This window comes from Pseudomonas sp. NPDC089422 (assembly GCF_044749405.1).
Lineage (GTDB): Bacteria > Pseudomonadota > Gammaproteobacteria > Pseudomonadales > Pseudomonadaceae > Aquipseudomonas.
Genome location: NZ_JBIVHW010000006.1, coordinates 38525 through 55263 on the forward strand (window position 1 = coordinate 38525; position 16739 = coordinate 55263).

At 64.4% G+C, this 16739-nt stretch carries 14 protein-coding genes; 8 read left to right on the top strand and 6 right to left on the bottom strand.

Annotated elements, in window-relative coordinates; genetic code table 11:
* Window positions 1-27 precede the first annotated feature (27 nt).
* Entirely contained in the window at window positions 28-1314 is a 1287-nt protein-coding gene (locus tag ACIPZ8_RS12755; RefSeq protein WP_400723368.1) for an NAD(P)/FAD-dependent oxidoreductase, read from the top strand.
* A gap of 34 nt (window positions 1315-1348) precedes the next feature.
* Here the strand turns inward: ACIPZ8_RS12755 and ACIPZ8_RS12760 are convergent, their stop codons facing one another.
* A complete protein-coding gene (locus ACIPZ8_RS12760) occupies window positions 1349-2776 on the bottom strand; it encodes a mechanosensitive ion channel domain-containing protein (RefSeq protein WP_400723371.1) in 1428 nt (475 codons plus the stop codon).
* A gap of 221 nt (window positions 2777-2997) precedes the next feature.
* Between ACIPZ8_RS12760 and ycaC (ACIPZ8_RS12765) the strand changes: the two genes are divergently transcribed.
* The 4 genes from ycaC (ACIPZ8_RS12765) (at window position 2998) to ACIPZ8_RS12780 (ending at window position 7344) form a co-directional block, all read left to right on the top strand.
* Window positions 2998-3627, top strand: a complete 630-nt coding sequence (gene ycaC, locus ACIPZ8_RS12765) for an isochorismate family cysteine hydrolase YcaC (protein ID WP_085676453.1) — start codon at window positions 2998-3000, stop codon at window positions 3625-3627.
* Window positions 3628-3741: 114 nt separating this feature from the next.
* Window positions 3742-4308, top strand: a complete 567-nt coding sequence (locus ACIPZ8_RS12770; protein ID WP_400723374.1) for an antibiotic biosynthesis monooxygenase — start codon at window positions 3742-3744, stop codon at window positions 4306-4308.
* A 39-nt stretch (window positions 4309-4347) separates the two neighbouring features.
* On the top strand, window positions 4348-5169 hold the full coding sequence (locus tag ACIPZ8_RS12775; protein WP_400723377.1) for an alpha/beta fold hydrolase: 822 nt from the start codon (window positions 4348-4350) through the stop codon (window positions 5167-5169).
* Window positions 5170-5361: 192 nt separating this feature from the next.
* Entirely contained in the window at window positions 5362-7344 is a 1983-nt protein-coding gene (locus ACIPZ8_RS12780; protein WP_400723380.1) for an amidohydrolase, read from the top strand.
* 104 nt (window positions 7345-7448) lie between these two features.
* Here ACIPZ8_RS12780 and ACIPZ8_RS12785 read toward each other — a convergent pair whose 3' ends face one another.
* From ACIPZ8_RS12785 to ACIPZ8_RS12795, 3 genes are all read right to left on the bottom strand, one after another.
* Window positions 7449-9047 (bottom strand): MFS transporter, encoded by a 1599-nt coding sequence (locus ACIPZ8_RS12785; protein WP_400723383.1) that lies wholly within the window; start codon window positions 9045-9047, stop codon window positions 7449-7451.
* 1 nt (window position 9048) lies between these two features.
* Window positions 9049-10311: an OprD family porin gene (locus ACIPZ8_RS12790; RefSeq protein WP_400723386.1), complete on the bottom strand. Its 1263-nt coding sequence runs from the start codon at window positions 10309-10311 to the stop codon at window positions 9049-9051.
* A gap of 100 nt (window positions 10312-10411) precedes the next feature.
* Window positions 10412-11323 (bottom strand): LysR substrate-binding domain-containing protein, encoded by a 912-nt coding sequence (locus ACIPZ8_RS12795; RefSeq protein ID WP_027916985.1) that lies wholly within the window; start codon window positions 11321-11323, stop codon window positions 10412-10414.
* Between the two features lie 135 nt (window positions 11324-11458).
* Between ACIPZ8_RS12795 and ycaC (ACIPZ8_RS12800) the strand changes: the two genes are divergently transcribed.
* Window positions 11459-12088 (top strand): isochorismate family cysteine hydrolase YcaC, encoded by a 630-nt coding sequence (gene ycaC / locus ACIPZ8_RS12800; protein WP_079230358.1) that lies wholly within the window; start codon window positions 11459-11461, stop codon window positions 12086-12088.
* A gap of 492 nt (window positions 12089-12580) precedes the next feature.
* Here the strand turns inward: ycaC (ACIPZ8_RS12800) and ACIPZ8_RS12805 are convergent, their stop codons facing one another.
* Window positions 12581-14368 carry a monovalent cation:proton antiporter-2 (CPA2) family protein gene (locus ACIPZ8_RS12805; RefSeq protein ID WP_400723390.1) on the bottom strand — a complete coding sequence of 596 codons (1788 nt, stop codon included), beginning with the start codon at window positions 14366-14368 and terminating at the stop codon, window positions 12581-12583.
* A gap of 135 nt (window positions 14369-14503) precedes the next feature.
* Window positions 14504-15478: a GlxA family transcriptional regulator gene (locus tag ACIPZ8_RS12810; RefSeq protein ID WP_400723393.1), complete on the bottom strand. Its 975-nt coding sequence runs from the start codon at window positions 15476-15478 to the stop codon at window positions 14504-14506.
* A gap of 132 nt (window positions 15479-15610) precedes the next feature.
* Here ACIPZ8_RS12810 and ACIPZ8_RS12815 point away from each other — a divergent pair, with 132 nt between their 5' ends.
* Both ACIPZ8_RS12815 and ycaC (ACIPZ8_RS12820) read left to right on the top strand, forming a co-directional pair.
* Entirely contained in the window at window positions 15611-15973 is a 363-nt protein-coding gene (locus ACIPZ8_RS12815; RefSeq protein WP_400723396.1) for a helix-turn-helix domain-containing protein, read from the top strand.
* Window positions 15974-16059: 86 nt separating this feature from the next.
* Window positions 16060-16686 (top strand): isochorismate family cysteine hydrolase YcaC, encoded by a 627-nt coding sequence (ycaC, locus tag ACIPZ8_RS12820; RefSeq protein ID WP_400723399.1) that lies wholly within the window; start codon window positions 16060-16062, stop codon window positions 16684-16686.
* Window positions 16687-16739: the final 53 nt, after the last annotated feature.

A 16739-nucleotide genomic window follows, 5' to 3' on the forward strand; every position in this document is an offset into this window, starting at 1 on the left:
CAAGAACAACACTGCTGGAGCCGGGCCATGTCCGAACTGCGTCAACAATGCTTGTGGGAACACGTCAGCCAACCGACTGTCGCCAGCCAGGCCCTGGCCGGTGAACACAAGGCCGATGTCTGCGTGATCGGCGGCGGCATCACAGGCCTGTCGGCGGCCATCCACCTGCTCGAACAGGGCAAGTCGGTGATCCTGCTGGAGGCCTGGAAAATTGGCCACGGTGGCTCCGGGCGTAATGTCGGCCTGGTCAACGCTGGCACCTGGATCCGCCCCGACGACGTCGAGGCGACCCTGGGCCAGAAGCAGGGCAGCCGCCTGAACAAGGTGCTGGGTGAAGCCCCGGCTGATGTGTTCGCCATGATCGAGCGCCTCGGCATCGACTGCCAGGCCCAGCACAAAGGCACGCTGCACATGGCGCACAACGCCACCGGTATCGCCGACCTCGAGGCCCGCCACGAGCAATGGCGCCGCCGCGGTGCCGACGTCGAACTGCTGACCGGCGCCCAATGCCGGGAATACTGCGGTACCGACAAGATTTCCGCCGCGCTGCTCGACCGCCGCGCCGGCACCATCAACCCGATGGGCTACACCCAGGGCCTGGCCTCCGCCGTGGTGCGCCTGGGCGGCAAGCTGTTCCAGCAATCCTCGGTCGAAGGCCTTGAGCGCGATGGCGATGCCTGGCGGGTGAAGACCGCGCGTGGCTCGGTGCGCGCCGAGAAAGTGGTGATTTCCACGGGTGCCTACACCGAAGGCGACTGGAGCAACCTGCAGAAGCAGTTCTTCCGTGGCTACTACTACCAGGTGGCGTCCAAGCCGCTGCACGGCGCGGCAGCCGACAAGGTGCTGCCGCACGGCCAGGGCTCGTGGGACACCCGCACCGTACTCAGCAGCATCCGCCGCGACGATCAGGGCCGTTTGCTGCTGGGCAGCCTTGGCCGTGTCGACAACAAGCCGGCCTGGTTCGTGCGCAGCTGGGCCGACCGGATCCAGAGCCATTACTACCCGGAGCTGGGCAAGGTCGAGTGGGAAATGCACTGGACCGGCTGCATCGATTTCACGCCGGACCACCTGATGCGGCTGTTCGAGCCGGCGCCGGGGCTGGTGGCGGTGACGGGCTATAACGGCCGCGGCAACACCACCGGGACCGTAATTGGCCGGGCGTTTGCCGAGTTCCTGCTGAAGGGCGAGGCGGACAGCTTGCCGATCCCGTTCTCACCGATGACCGGGGTAAGTGCGCCGTCGCTGCGGACCGCGTTCTATGAGTCCGGGTTCTCGCTGTACCACGCGGGGCAGTGCCTGAGAGTGGTCCTGTAAGGCCTTAACTGCTTTTGTAGGAGCGCGTGGCAGGTCATTTGTGCAACCAGCTGAGGAAGCCGCCTTTCTTGATCGAAACCGGCTTCTGCAGCAACAGCGACTCCCGGCTCTGCCGCCGGAACCGCTGCAGCTTGCTCAGCGCGGTCTGCACCTCACCCCGCTGCACCAGGCAGCTCTTCACCTGCGCCTTGTCGATGCGGTACAGCACGCAACTGGTCAGCGTGCGGAACTCGGCAAACGAGTGATCTTCATCAATGATCCCCTCGATCCCCAGCACCTCACCCGGCCCCATGCGCCCGGCCTCCAGCAGCTTGTCGCCATCGCGCACCGACGCCGAAACCACGCCGCTGCCAATCACCAGCAAGTGCTCGGACTGCTCACCCACCTCAAGAATCACCTGATCGGCCAGGTACTCCACCGCGGTCATGCGCTGGCTCAAGGCATCCCGCTCTTCACCACTCAGCGAGCGGAACACCCGCACCTCGTCCAGCACTTCGCGCTGGCGGCTGCGGGGCGGCATGGCCAGGTCGACGTTCCACATCACGCCATTGGCCTCCAGATGGCGGTGCGCCAGGTCGAACAGCTGGTTGCGGGCATCGGTCTTGCCGCCCATGTCGGCGATGAAACCGCTGGCTTCGTACTCCACCGATTCAAGCGTCGAGGCTTTCACCGAGACCTTGGGCTTGGGTGAGGCGAGGATCGCGCTGGTGCCCTGCAGGGCTTTTTCCAGCGCATCGAAAACCCGCCTGGGGCGTACCTTGGCCGGCACCACCACGCTGATCGATACCCCGTTCACATCGGCCGGGCGGCTGTGGTTGAGCAGCCGCGCCTTGGCCGCCACCGAGTTGGGGATCACCGCCAGGCTGCCACTGCCGGTGAGCAGGCGTGTGGCGCGCCAGTCGATATCCAGCACCTTGCCCTCGGTGCCGTCGATGGAGATCGAATCGCCAATCTGATAAGGCCGCGTGGTGTTCAGCACGATGCCGCTGAACACGTCGGCCAGGGTGCTCTGCAGCGCCAGGCCGATGACGATGGCCATCACCCCGGAGGTTGCCAGCAGGCCCTTCACCGGCAATTGCAGTACATAGCCCGCTGCGGCGACCACGGCCGCGAGGAAGATCAGCGCCCCCAGCACATCCTGCAGCAGGCGCCCACCGTGGCTGCCACGGGCCACCAGCAGCAGGCCGAACACCACCGTCACCGTGCGCGCGCCAAACAGCCACCAGCCGATGGCCAACACCGTGGCGATCAGGTTGCGCGCTACATCGTCGGGCCACGGCGGCGGTTGCAGCGGGCTCATCCCGGCGGCCACCAGCACCGCGCTGAACAGCAGGAAGATCGCCAGCCGCGTGCCGATGCGCCAGGCCAGGCGCTGGATCGGGATCAACTGCCAGAGCACGAGGTCGAGCAGGATCAGGGCGGTGCCGAGCAACAACGGGGACGACTGGATGAACGCCAGCATGGTGGTCTCGGGGGTGAGGGGAGGGCTGTGCGTAGTAATAGAGCAGCTTGCTCAGGCAAGCAATGAGGCCAGCAAATCCACTGCCAACAGATCGTTCCTTAAATGGAACGCTAAAGCCAAAAACCACTATCTACCGCTCCAAAGGTGATGGTTTTAATCTTCTCCCATCAACGCGAAACACCCCACTTACTGAAATTCAAAACCCCTTAGGAGCTACCCAAATGACCAACTTCAAATACAACCGCCTGAACAAAGACGACGCCGCTGTCCTGCTGGTCGACCACCAGGCTGGCCTGCTGTCCCTGGTCCGCGACATCGAACCGGACGCGTTCAAGAACAACGTCCTGGCCCTGGCCGACCTGGCCAAGTTCTTCAACCTGCCGACCATCCTCACCACCAGCTTCGAGCAAGGCCCCAACGGCCCGCTGGTACCTGAGCTGAAGGAACTGTTCCCGGATGCGCCGTACATCGCCCGCCCAGGCCAGATCAATGCCTGGGACAACGAAGACTTCGTCAAGGCGGTGAAGGCCACTGGCAAGAAGCAGCTGATCATTGCCGGTGTAGTGACTGAAGTCTGCGTGGCCTTCCCGGCGCTGTCGGCCCTGGAAGAAGAGTTCGACGTGTTCGTGGTGACCGATGCCTCCGGTACCTTCAACGCCATGACCCGCGACGCCGCCCATGACCGCATGAGCCAGGCCGGTGCGCAACTGATGACCTGGTTCGGCGTGGCCTGTGAGCTGCACCGCGACTGGCGCAACGACATCGAAGGGCTGGCCGCGCTGTGCTCCAACCACATCCCGGACTACCGCAACCTGATGACCAGCTACAACGCCTTCAACGCCAACAAGTAAGCCGCTCCCCGGGCACCGCCAGGCGGTGCCCGCCACGGGCAGCACACCCATTCAATCCTCCGCCCGTCCGCCGTTGCACAGTGGATGCGGGCAAGCTCATCCCAAGGAACGCCGATGAACACCGCACTCCAGGACAACCGCAATGTGGTGACCCTGGTCATCCAGCACAAGGTTCGCGCCGAGTCGCTGGCGACCTACGAAGCGTGGCTCAAGCGTACGGTCAGCACCGCACGCCGCCAGCCGGGGCACCTGGACGTCAACGTCATCCGTCCCGACCAGGGCGGGCTGCACTTCACCACCGTGGTGCGCTTCGCCGACGCCAGCCTGCTGCAGGCCTGGGTCAACTCGGCCGAGCGCCAGGCGCTGGTCAACGAAGTGCTGCCACTGCTCGAAGGCGGTGACCACACCCAGGTGCACGACGACCCGGAGTTCTGGTTCACCCCGCCGAGCGTCAACGCGGCGCAACCGCCACGCTGGAAGCAGGCGCTGCTGACCTACCTGGTGATCTGCCCGATGACCCTGGTCATCCCGCAATTGCTGGCGCCGCTGTTTGCGCGCTTCCCGCACCTAGGCGGCCCGATCAGCGGCAACCTCATCGTCAACCTGTTCGTCATCCTGCCCGTGGTGTTCTACATCATGCCTTGGGTAACCCGTCGCTGCGCCAACTGGCTGCGCGGCTGAGCCACGCCTTCACCTTCAGACTTTCAAGGAGATACCGACATGACTACGCTCGTTACCCGCGACGGCACTTCGATCTATTACAAGGACTGGGGCAGCGGCAAACCGGTGCTGTTCAGCCACGGTTGGCCACTGGACGCCGACATGTGGGATTCGCAGATGGAGTTCCTGGCCAGCCGCGGTTACCGCGCCATCGCCTTCGACCGCCGTGGTTTCGGCCGTTCGAGCCAGCCGTGGACCGGCTACGACTACGATACCTTCGCCGACGACATTGCCCAGCTGATCGAACACCTCGACCTGCGTGACGTGACCCTGGTGGGCTTTTCGATGGGGGGTGGCGATGTCAGCCGCTATATCGCCCGCCACGGCAGCGAGCGGGTGGCCGGGTTGGTGCTGCTGGGCGCGGTGACACCGGTGTTCGGCAAGCGTGAAGACAACCCTGAAGGGGTCGACCTGTCGGTATTCGAAGGTATCCGCGCCGGCCTGCGTGCAGACCGGGCGCAGTTCATCGCAGATTTCGCCACACCGTTCTATGGCCTGAACCACGGGCAGCAGGTGTCCCAGGGCGTCCAGACCCAGACCCTGAACATTGCGCTGATGGCGTCGATCAAAGGCACCCTCGATTGCGTGACTGCGTTCTCGGAGACCGATTTCCGCCCGGATATGGCCAAGATCGATGTGCCGACCCTGGTGATCCATGGTGACGACGACCAGATCGTGCCATTTGAAACTACCGGCAAGCAGGCTGCGGAGCTGATTCGCGGGGCCGAGCTGAAGGTGTATGCCGGCGCGCCACACGGGTTTGCCGTGACTCATGCGCAGCAGCTGAATGAAGACTTGCTGGGGTTCCTCCAGCAGCAGTAGTGGGTGGCGATCGCGGGCAAGGCCGCTCCTGCAGGAGCGGGCTTGTCCCGCGAATAGGCCAGCCCAGGCAGCACAGATTTCGAACAGGGCTAACCTTCTACGACCCACCGCACATCCGTGCAATCCCTGGCCTTGCATCAACCGGCATGCTCCGCAGTTGCGCCTGCCGCCGCCCCCCAGACGGAGAAGCCCATGCCCCAGGACCGCAACGACAAGACCCGTCGCCAGTTCCTCGCCACCAGCACCGTGCTGGGAGCTGCCGGCGCCCTCTGGTCTGCATTGCCCTTCACCGGCCAAGCCGGTTCCGCCCACGCATCCACCCAAGGAGGCTCCATGACCGCCGACCTGATTCTGTTCAACGGCAAATTGCACACCGTTGACCGCGAAAAGCCCACCGCCACTGCCGTCGCCATCAAGGACGGCCGCTTCATCGCCGTGGGTAACGACGCCGAGGCCATGGCCCACAAGGGCGCAGCCACGCAGATCATCGACCTCAAGCAGCGCACGGTGATCCCTGGCCTGAACGACTCGCACCTGCACCTGATCCGCGGTGGCCTGAACTACAACCTGGAACTGCGCTGGGAAGGCGTGCCGTCGGTGGCCGATGCCCTGCGCATGCTCAAAGACCAGGCCGCACGTACGCCGACGCCGCAGTGGGTGCGCGTGGTTGGTGGCTGGAACGAATTCCAGTTCGCCGAGAAGCGCATGCCGACCCTGGAAGAAATCAACCAGGCCGCGCCCGATACCCCGGTATTCCTGCTGCACCTGTATGACCGCGCGCTGCTCAACCGCGCCGCGCTCAAGGCTGTCGGCTACACCAAGGACACGCCAAACCCGCCGGGTGGCGAGATCCAGCGCGACAAGTTCGGCAACCCGACCGGCATGCTGATCGCCCGCCCCAACGCGATGATCCTCTACGCGACCCTGGCCAAAGGGCCGAAGCTGCCGCTGGAATACCAGGTCAACTCCACCCGCCAGTTCATGCGCGAGCTGAACCGCCTGGGCCTGACCAGCGCCATCGACGCCGGCGGCGGCTACCAGAACTTCCCCGACGACTACTCAGTGATCCAGGAGCTGGCCGACAACAACCAGCTGACCGTGCGCATCGCCTACAACCTGTTTACCCAGAAGCCCAAGGAAGAGCTCGACGACTTCCGCAAGTGGACCTCCAGCGTCAAGCTGCACAGCGGCACCGATTTCCTGCGCCACAACGGCGCTGGTGAGATGCTGGTGTTCTCCGCCGCCGACTTCGAGGACTTCCTCGAACCGCGCCCGGACCTGCCGCAGACCATGGAAGAAGAGCTGGAACCGGTGGTGCGCCACCTGGTCGAGCAACGCTGGCCATTCCGCTTGCACGCCACCTACAACGAATCGATCACGCGCATGCTCGACGTGTTCGAGAAGGTCAACCGCGACATCCCGTTCAACGGCCTGCCGTGGTTCTTCGACCACGCCGAAACTATCACCCCGCAGAACATCGAACGCGTGCGAGCGCTGGGTGGCGGTATCGCCATCCAGGACCGCATGGCCTTCCAGGGTGAATACTTCGTCGACCGTTATGGCGCCAAGGCGGCTGAGCAGACGCCGCCGATCAAGCGCATGCTCGAGATGGGCGTGCCGGTGGGTGCTGGTACCGACGCCACCCGCGTATCGAGCTACAACCCGTGGACTTCGCTGTATTGGCTGGTCAGCGGCAAGACGGTGGGTGGCATGGAGTTGTATCCGGAAGGCCTGAGCCGCGACACCGCGCTGCAATTGTTCACCCAGGGCAGCGCCTGGTTCTCCAGCGAGCAGGGCAAGAAGGGCCAGATCAAGGTGGGCCAGCTGGCCGACCTGGCGGCGCTTTCGCTGGACTTCTTCAGCGTCGATGAGGAAGCGATCAAGGGCATCGAGTCGGTGCTGACGGTCGTTGACGGCAAAGTCGTGTATGCAGCGGGCGAGTTCGATCGCCTCGGTCCACCGCAGGTACCTGTGCTGCCGGAGTGGTCGCCAGTGGCCAAGGTGCCAGGGCACTGGCGCGTCGGTACGCCATCGCTGGCAGCAGCCGTGCACCAGTGCTCGGGGCCATGCGGAGTGCATGCGCACAGCCATGACAAGGCACGTAAGTCGAGTGTGCCGGTGAATGACTTCCAGGGCTTCTGGGGGGCGCTGGGTTGCTCATGCTTCGCTTTCTAGGCTGAGCTGATGTGAAGAAGGGGCCAGTTTCTGGCCCCTTTTTTTGTTCCTGCAGTGCCGGCCTCTTCGCGGTTTTACCCGCGAAGAGGCCGGCACAGCTGAAATCAAGGGTGAGCCTTGTGCTCTGTGCCAGCCAACAGATGCCGGATCTTCACCTCGACCCCATCAGTCTGCAGCATTCGCACCCGCGCCTCGATCTTCAGCTCCCCCCGGGTCACCCGGTGGTGATGGCGCAAATGCTCCAGCCACGACTCCTCGAAGAAGAATTCCAGCCATCGCGCAGGGTCGGCACTGTCACGCATCAACCCCCACGACAACGCGCCATTGCGCTTGCGCATCGCCTCCAGCTCCCGCGCCGCCTGCTGGAACGCCTCGGCCTTGGCCGGCTCGATGTGGTACTCCACGGTCACCATGACCGGCCCGCTTTCCTTGTCCATGTCATCGCTCAGCACCGGTACCGGCCAGTGCAGCGACGGCGTCAGCTCCTCGGCTTCGGTTTCCGGCAGGGTGACCTTGCAGGTCAGCAATGTACCTAGCGCGAGGCCGCCGGCAGCCAGCAACAGGCTCAGGGTGATCGACGCATGGCTGGCCAGCGTACCCCACAGCAACCCGCCGCTGGCCATGGCACCGAAGAAGACCAGGATGTACACCGACAACGCCCGCGCCCGTACCCAGGCCGGTACCGAGGTCTGCGCCGCCACCTGCAGGTTGGACAGCACCGCGATCCACGCCGCACCGCTGAGCAGCATCGCTGGCAGCAGCACATGGAAGTTGCGCACCAGCGCCAGGGCCAGCAGGAACAGGGCATACAGCAAGCTGGCGAACATCACCAGGCGGTCGCGGCTGATGCGCTCGCGCAGGCGTGGCAGCAAGGTGGCGCCGGCTACCGCGCCGATGCCGATGGCCGCCAGCAGCAGGCCAAAGTCGGCCGCAGTGCCGTGCATCTCACCGCGTACGATCAACGGCAGCAGCGAAGTCCCGGCACTGGCGCAGAAAAAGAACGCCAAGGCCCGCAACAGCACGGCCTGCAGCGGTTTGGCGCTGCGGGCAAAGCGCAGGCCGGTGCGCATGGCGCCGACGAAGCGTTCGGCCGGCAACAACGGCTCCTTCACCTCGCGCTTCCACAGCAACAGCACCAGAATCACCCCAGCGAAGGACGCGGCATTCAGGGCGAACGTCAGCCAGGGGCCGACCATGCTCACCACCACGCCGGCCAGCGCCGGGCCGATGGCGCGGGACACGTTGATGCCGACGCTGGAAATGGCCACCGCGTTGGCCAGGTCTTCCTTGCCCACCAGTTCCGGCGTCAGCGCGCTCCAGGCCGGCATCATCAACGCCGTGCCGATGCCCAGCGCCAAGGTCAGCACCAGCAACAGGGTGACATTCATCAGCCCGAGCAGCGTCAGGGCCGCCAGCACTACGGCCACCGATGACATCCACAACTGCACCAGCAGCAAGTAGCGGCGCTTGTCGACGATATCCGCCGCCGCGCCGGCCGGCAGGGCAAGGAAGAACATCGGCAGCGAGCCGGCCACCTGGATCAGCGCCACGTGCAGCGGGTTGGCCGACAGCGTGGTCATCAGCCAGCCGGCGCCCACCTCGTGCATCCAGGTGCCGATGTTGGAGGCGATGGTGGCGATCCACAGCAGCCGGAAGGTGGTGTTGCGCAACGGGCTCCAGGCACCTGAAGGGGAAGTGCTCATGTCAGAAGCTGCCTTTGAGTGGGTATTCGATGATCAGGTAGATACGATCAATGTCATCGCCGGCCTGGGCCTGGTTGGCGCGGTGGCTGACGTGGGAGAACGACAGGCTCAGGTCTTTGGCGGCGCCCGACTGCACCACGTACTTCAGGTCGACGTCGCGTTCCCAGTGCTTGCCGCCCTGACCGTACTGATTCACGTAGGCGCCGCCCGCAGGCGCATGGCTGCCGTCGATGCCGCGGCCGCTGACGTAGCGGCCCATCAGGCTCAGGCCAGGTACGCCGAGGGTGGCGAAGTTGAGGTCGTAGCGCAGTTGCCACGAGCGTTCACCGGGGCCGTTGAAGTCGGCGTACTTGATCGAGTTCGCCAGGTAGATGGAGTCGCCGCCGACAAAGTCGAACGGCGTGTCGCCCTCGACCTTTTGATAAGCCAGGGTCAGGGCCTGAGCGCCGAAGCTGTACTTGCTCAGCAGGCTGTAGGCGAGGGTGTCGATCGCTCCGGCGCTGGCGTTGCCGGTGTCGCGGGTCTTGTAGAGATTGCCGTCCAGGCGCCAGTTGCCCTCGGCCAGGTTCAGGTTGAGGTAGGCCTGGCGCCAGGTGTCTTCCAGCTCCCCGGCGTACAACGCGCCGCCGAACGGGCCGTGCGGCGCGAAGGTGGCACCGGCCAGGCTGATGGCGCGGTTGCGGGTGGTGGCGCCGTAGCCGCTGAAATCGTCGTGGGTGGAACTGTTGTCCTGGTTGTTGAAGGCCGTGAAGCGTCCGGCCTGCAGCCGCCAGTCGGGCAGGTCGGCGTTGTCCACGAACCAGCCAGTGGCGTACTCCGGGTGCAGGCGCTTGTCGCCGGTGTCGAACACCGGGGTTTCCACGGTCATTTCACCGTAGCGCAGCTGGGTGTTGCCCAGGCGCAGCTTGAGCGCGGCACCGGCGCTGGAGTAGTCGGATTCGGCGCGGCCATCGCTGTCGCGGGGCAACAGGCCGGTACCGGCGTGCCCGCGACCGCCGTCGAGCTTGAGGCCGAGGAAACCGTGGGCGTCGACGCCCAGGCCTGCAGTGCCCTCGGTGAAGCCGGAGCGGACCTCGCCAATGAAACCCTGGGCCCATTCCTGGCGGTAGTTCTGGCCGCTGACGGAGGGCGAGCGAAAATCGCTGTGCAGGAAGTAGTTGCGGCTGAGCAGCGACCAGCCGGGTTCGTCGGCCTGGCTGAGCACCGGGCAGAAGGCGAGGGTGGCGAGCAGGGCGCGGCCTGGTCCGTGAATGGCGCGGATCATGGGGGCTCCGGGGGGTATGATCCGGGACTTTGGAGCAAGGATAGGTCAGGGGTCTTGTAACTGTGTGCTGGGGGCCGGCTTTACCTGTGCCGGCCTGGACTCAAGCCATGTCGCTGATCGCGAACTCCTCGGCCAGGTGATCGATCAACGCCCGCACCGACGGCAACAACCCGCGCCGCGACGGGAAGATCGCATGCACGATGCCGCAGCGCGGGTGCCAGTCCGGGATCAGTTCCACCAATCTACCTGCCGCCAGGTCTTCACGCACCGCCACCCGCGGCAAGTGCGCAATGCCCACCCCAGCCACCACGAAGTGACGCAGGGCAAACAGGTCATCGGTCACCATGCGCGGTGTATGCGGGATGACGATGCTGCGGCTGCTGTCCTCGCCCTGAAACAGCTCCCATTGGTACTCCCGCTGGGCGCTGCCCCAGTGCAGGCTCGGCAGGGTGCTCAGCAACTGCGGGTCAAAGCCTTTCGGCAGTTGTTCCAGGTACTGCGGTTGGCCGACCAGGCACTGGGTGCTGTTACTCAGCACCTTCATCACCATGTCGGTGTTCTCCAGCGGCGGGAAGCGCACCCGCAGGGCAATGTCGAAGCCCTCGTGCAGCAGGTCGACACGGCGGTTGGTGCTTTCGATGAACAGCTCCACTTGCGGGTACTTGAGCATGTAGCGGGTGAGCATCGGCCCGACCCAGGAATTGAGCAGGGTGGTCGGGCAGCTGATGCGCACCAGCCCGCGCGGCTCGCTGCGGTTGCGCTCGATGATCTCTGCCGCGCCTTCGGCCTCCACGCGCATGGCCAGGCAACGGTTGTAGTAGGCCTGGCCGATCTCGGTGAGTGAGCAGTGGCGGCTGGTGCGATGCAGCAGGCGTACACCCAGGCGGTCCTCAAGGTCGGCGATGCGCCGGCTGAGCTTCGACTTGGGCATGTCCAGTGCACGCCCGGCCGGGGCGAAGCCGCCGTGCTCTACAACCTGGGTGAAGTAGTAGAGGGAATTGAGGTCTTCCACTGATCGTTCTCCAGATGGAACGCTAAGGGCAATTTTCGCAGTCTACCGCTGTAAAGGTGATGATTTTAATCTGTGCTCATCAACGCGAAACACCCCAGATTGCTGAAAAATTCATAAACCTTAGGAGCACAGACCATGAGCAAATTCACCTACAACCGCCTGAACAAAGACGACGCCGCTGTTCTGCTGGTCGACCACCAGGCTGGCTTGCTGTCCCTGGTGCGCGACATCGAGCCGGACAAGTTCAAGAACAACGTGCTGGCCCTGGCCGACCTGGCCAAGTTCTTCAACCTGCCGACCATCCTCACCACCAGCTTCGAGCAAGGCCCCAACGGCCCGCTGGTACCTGAACTGAAGGAACTGTTCCCAGACGCCCCGTACATCGCCCGCCCAGGCCAGATCAATGCCTGGGACAACGAAGACTTCGTGAAGGCAGTGAAGGCCACTGGCAAGAAGCAGCTGATCATTGCCGGCGTGGTGACTGAAGTCTGCGTAGCCTTCCCGGCGCTGGCCGCTCTGGAAGAAGAGTTCGAGGTGTTCGTGGTGACCGATGCTTCCGGCACCTTCAACGAAATGACCCGCGACGCCGCTCATGACCGCATGAGCCGCGCCGGTGCTCAGCTGATGACCTGGTTCGGCGTGGCATGTGAACTGCACCGCGACTGGCGCAACGACATCGAAGGGCTGGCGGCGCTGTGCTCCAACCACATTCCGGATTATCGGAACCTGATGACCAGCTATAACGCGTTGACTGCTGGTAAGTAACAGCGACAGATTTCAGGTTGAAGAGGCCGACCCCGATTGCGGGGTCGGCCTTTTTCGTTTGGCTGTGTGATGGCCGCCAGGTGCATGCCTTGATGGTTGTGGCGCCTGTGAGATCGAGCGCCGCCCGCGCGGCGCATCGCAGGCAAGCCTGCTCCTACATCTGTTTCGGGCCAGTCATTTCTGTACCATAGGCGCGCGCGCCTCTTGTTTGTTCCATTCGGTATCGCATGTTGCGCGGATGCTTTTCATCCATCCCAAGCCATGCGCCCAGGGTGCGCGCGCCTCGGGTGCAGGAGAAATTGGCCCGAAACAGATGTAGGAGCAGGCTTGCCTGCGATGCGCCGCGCGGGCGGCGCTCGATCTCTCAGGCGCTAAAGAATTCATTGCATGCGCGTGGGGCATGGACTCATGCCTACCGCCAGGCGCTCGCCCACATTCTGAAGCGCCAAAAAAGAGGGCCTAAGCCCTCTTCTCATATCACAGCGCCAACCTTCAATCCGCATCCGAATCAAACAACCGCGCCAACTCCACCCGTGCCTCCTTGGCCGTCTGCATCACCTTGGCCCGGTCATCACGCACCAGCCCCTGAGCCTCCAGCACTTCCTCGTCGTGCTGGGCAAACCGCTCGATCCGGTCCGCCGCCTGCTCGTCGCTCAAGCCCAGCCCGACCAGCGCCCGGCGGGTCATTTCCAGGCTGGAGTAAAACGTCTCGCGAATCGGTTCGGCCCCTACATCTGCCAGCTTGTGCACATGCTGGCGGTTACGCGCCCGGGCCAGCACTTTCAGGTGCGGGTACTGGCGCTTCACCCGTTCAGCAGTATGGATCGCGGCTTCAGGGTCATCGATGGTGATGATGAAGTACTCCGCCTCACCGACCTTGGCCGCATGCAGCACCTCGGGGCGCAGCGGGTCGCCATAGAACACCGGCACCTGTTCGAACATGCGCGTCATTTCGATGGTGTCCACCGAGGTTTCCAGGGCAATGAACGGGATCTTCTGCGCGCGCAGGATGCGTGCGACGATCTGGCCCATACGGCCCATGCCGACAATCACCACCCGCGGCGTGCCGGCGTCGATGGTCTTGTACTGCTCGGGCACTTCACGCGCCGGTTGCGGGCGCTTGAGGGCGCGGGCGCAGCCGAGCATCAGCAGCGGGGTGATGGCCATCGACAGGGTGATGGTCATCAGCAGCAGGTCGTAGGTCTGGGTGTCGAACAGGCCTTGGTCCTTGCCCAGCTTGAACACCACGAAGGCAAATTCGCCACCGGCGGCCAGCACCATTCCCAGGCGCAGCGCGCTGGCGCTGTTCAGGCCACCGGCCAGGCGGCCGACACCGATCAGCAGGGCCAGCTTCACCGCCACCAGTAGCAGGGTCAGGCCCAGCAGCACCAGTGGCATTTCCAGCAGCAGGCTCAAGTTGGCGCCCATGCCGACGCTGATGAAGAACAGCCCCAGCAACAGGCCCTTGAACGGCTCGATCTGCGACTCAAGCTCGTGACGGTATTCCGAATCGGCCAGCAGCAGGCCGGCGAGGAAGGCGCCCAGGGCCATGGAAATGCCGGCTTCCTCCATCAGCCAGGCGGTGCCGATCACCACCAGCAGTGCGGTGGCGGTGGACACTTCCGGCAGGCCGGTGCGGGCCACGGTGCGAAACACCGGGCGCAGCAGGTAGCGGCCGCCGATGATGACGATGGCGATGCTGGCTAACACCTTCAGGCCGTGTTGCAGGCTGTCGCCGTGGCTGGTGTCCGGGCCGCTGGCGGCCAGCAACGGGACCAGGGCGATCAGCGGGATCGCGGCGATGTCCTGGAACAGCAGGATGGCGAACGCCAGACGGCCATGGGGCGCGTTGAGCTGCTTGGTTTCGGCCAGGCTTTGCAGGCCGAGGGCGGTGGATGACAGTGCCAGGCCCAGGCCGAGCACGATGGCTGCCGGTAGCGACTGGCCAAAGCCGAACAGGGCGATGGCGCCGATCACCGCGCCGGTCAGCAGCACCTGGGCGGTGCCGACACCGAACACCGACTTGCGCATCAGCCACAGGCGCTTGGGTGACAGCTCAAGGCCGATGATGAACAGCAGCAGGACCACGCCCAGCTCGGATATATGCGCGACGCTTTCGGTGTCGCGGATCAGGCCCAGGGCCTGCGGGCCGATGGCCACGCCGGCGAGCAGGTAACCGATCACGGCTCCCAGTTGCAGGCGCTTGGCCAGTGGGACGGCGACGACTGCGGCGAGCAGGAAGATCACCGCGGTTTGCAGAAGGCTGCCTTCGTGTGGCATTGGCTCGTACTCCATGAGCTGCCGGGGCAGCGTTTGAAAATTGGGCGGACAAGTCTGGAGGCAGGAGCATGGGCAGACAATCTGCCATCGAGGAGAAACATTGTCCTGAAAAACAGGACAGCCGGTGCTGGCTGGTCAACCGCCCCCAAACTGCGCCCGATATTGCGCCGGCGTCATGCCGATCCGCTCGCAGAACACCTTTCTCATATGCCGGTCACTGCCAAACCCGCAGCGCGCCGCCACCACCTTCAATGGCAGCTCGCCGCATTCGAGCAGCTTGCGCGCCTGGTCGATCCGCGCGTTCTGCAGGTATTGCAGCGGCGTGATCCCGACCTCACGCTGAAAGGTCCGGGCAAAGTTGCGCCCGCTCATGGCCACCAGGTCGGCCATCTTCTGCACGGTGAACACCTGGTCGATGTGGTCGACGATATAGGCCTGCACCCGGGCAATCGGCGAATCATCACGTGGTACTGCGGCCAGCAACGGCCCGTAAGGCGTCTGCCCGCCCTGGCGATGACGGGCCACCAGCAGCACCTTGGCCACTTCCAGGGCCAGCGCCTTGCCGTGGTCCTCGGCCACTACCGCCAGTGCCAGGTCGATCCCTGCGGTGATCCCGCCCGAGGTGATCAGGCAGCGATCGATCACGTAGATCTGCTCGGTTTCGACCTTGGCTTCGGGGAATGCCCGTGCCAGGCGCTCCACGTAATTCCAGTGGGTAGTGCAGCGGTAGCCGTCGAGTAACCCGGCCCGGCCCAGCAGGAACACGCCGGTGCAGATGGCGCCAAAGCGTCTGGCACCGCGTACGGCCTGCGGCAGCCAGCGCTCCAGCGCAGGCAGGGCGATGTCATAGGCACCCGGGCCGCCCGGAACCAGCAACAGATCGACGCCCTCGGGCAATGCCCCCAGGCGCAGGTCGGCCAGGACTTTCAGGCCGCAAGAGCCGCGAATCGCCTGTTGGCCTTCGGCCACGGTGAGCAACCGGTAATGCTTGTCCTCGGGCAAGAAGCGGTTGGCGATGGCAAACGCATCCATTGGCCCGGTTACGTCAAGCAACAGCACGTCGTTGAACAGCACCATGGCCACGGTTCGATGAGCGCGATTTTCCTGCATACCCCACAGCCTTTAGTGTCCTGAGCACTGCATCTTAGGTCAGCGCTGCACAATTAAGAACAATTCAGCTTTGGCTCAGGACTTTGTCACAGCCGGGCGGCGAGACTTTCTCCATTGAACAGGAGAGTCGCCATGCACCCTGGGACGCCCCAAGAGACCCCGCCAACCCCCGGCGCACTGACGCCCGCGCGGTTGCGCCAGGCCAAGGAACTGATGCTGCACAGCTCGCTGACGATCATCGAGATCGCTGCTGTGTGCAACCTCACCCGCAGCCATTTCTCCCGCGCCTTCAAGGTCAACACCGGCCTCTCGCCCCAGGCCTGGCGCCTGCTGGCGCGCATGGAAAAAGCCAAGCGCCTGCTCGTCACCGAGGCACCGATCACTCACGTGAGCCTGGAGTGCGGCTTCTGCGACCAGGCCCATTTCACCCGTGCCTTCAGCCGCCTGGTCGGCCAGCCGCCCAAGGCCTGGCGCCAGGCGCAGGCGTTTTCTTAAGCCGGATCTATCCTCCGGTATTAGCCCTTGGGACAAGCCTTTGGGTAAGTCCCGGCCCGTTTTCCCAACCCCAAGGAGTCACCCCCATGAGCCAACCTGATTACAAGCGCCTGAACAAAGACGACGCCGTGGTGCTGCTGGTCGACCACCAGACCGGCCTGATCTCGCTGGTGCAGGACTTCTCGCCCAACGAATTCAAGAACAACGTCCTGGCCCTGGGCGACCTGGCCAAGTTCTTCGGCCTGCCGACCATTCTCACCACCAGCTTCGAGCAGGGCCCTAACGGCCCGCTGGTACCGGAGTTGAAAGAGATGTTCCCGGACGCCCCGTACATCGCTCGACCAGGCCAGATCAACGCCTGGGACAACGCAGACTTCGTCAAGGCGATCAAGGCCACTGGCCGCAAGCAGCTGATCATCGCCGGCGTGGTGACCGATGTGTGCGTGGCCTTCCCGACCCTGTCGGCATTGGCTGAGGGCTTTGAAGTGTTCGTGGTGACCGATGCCTCGGGCACCTTCAACGAGACCGTGCAGCAGGCGGCATGGGTGCGCATGACCCAGGCGGGTGCACAGATGATGAACTGGTTCTCGGTGGCCTGCGAGCTGCACCGAGACTGGCGCAACGACATCGAAGGGCTGGGTAACCTGCTGTCGCAGCGGATCCCCAACTACCGCAACCTGATGAACAGCTATGCGGCGTTGAGCGCTCGCTGAGGTAAACCTGTTCCGGCCTCTGTGGGAGCGGGTTCATCGATGCGTCGAACCGC

Bases quoted from the DNA above. Each gene is read 5' to 3' on its own strand.
- ACIPZ8_RS12810 (WP_400723393.1), bottom strand. From the start codon at position 15,478: ATGCAGGAAAATCGCGCTCATCGAACCGTGGCCATGGTGCTGTTCAAC.
- ACIPZ8_RS12805 (WP_400723390.1), bottom strand. From the start codon at position 14,368: ATGCCACACGAAGGCAGCCTTCTGCAAACCGCGGTGATCTTCCTGCTC.
- ACIPZ8_RS12775 (WP_400723377.1), top strand. From the start codon at position 4,348: ATGACTACGCTCGTTACCCGCGACGGCACTTCGATCTATTACAAGGAC.
- ACIPZ8_RS12755 (WP_400723368.1), top strand. From the start codon at position 28: ATGTCCGAACTGCGTCAACAATGCTTGTGGGAACACGTCAGCCAACCG.
- ycaC (WP_400723399.1), top strand. From the start codon at position 16,060: ATGAGCCAACCTGATTACAAGCGCCTGAACAAAGACGACGCCGTGGTG.
- ACIPZ8_RS12760 (WP_400723371.1), bottom strand. From the start codon at position 2,776: ATGCTGGCGTTCATCCAGTCGTCCCCGTTGTTGCTCGGCACCGCCCTG.
- ACIPZ8_RS12770 (WP_400723374.1), top strand. From the start codon at position 3,742: ATGAACACCGCACTCCAGGACAACCGCAATGTGGTGACCCTGGTCATC.
- ycaC (WP_079230358.1), top strand. From the start codon at position 11,459: ATGAGCAAATTCACCTACAACCGCCTGAACAAAGACGACGCCGCTGTT.
- ycaC (WP_085676453.1), top strand. From the start codon at position 2,998: ATGACCAACTTCAAATACAACCGCCTGAACAAAGACGACGCCGCTGTC.
- ACIPZ8_RS12790 (WP_400723386.1), bottom strand. From the start codon at position 10,311: ATGATCCGCGCCATTCACGGACCAGGCCGCGCCCTGCTCGCCACCCTC.
- ACIPZ8_RS12815 (WP_400723396.1), top strand. From the start codon at position 15,611: ATGCACCCTGGGACGCCCCAAGAGACCCCGCCAACCCCCGGCGCACTG.
- ACIPZ8_RS12780 (WP_400723380.1), top strand. From the start codon at position 5,362: ATGCCCCAGGACCGCAACGACAAGACCCGTCGCCAGTTCCTCGCCACC.
- ACIPZ8_RS12785 (WP_400723383.1), bottom strand. From the start codon at position 9,047: ATGAGCACTTCCCCTTCAGGTGCCTGGAGCCCGTTGCGCAACACCACC.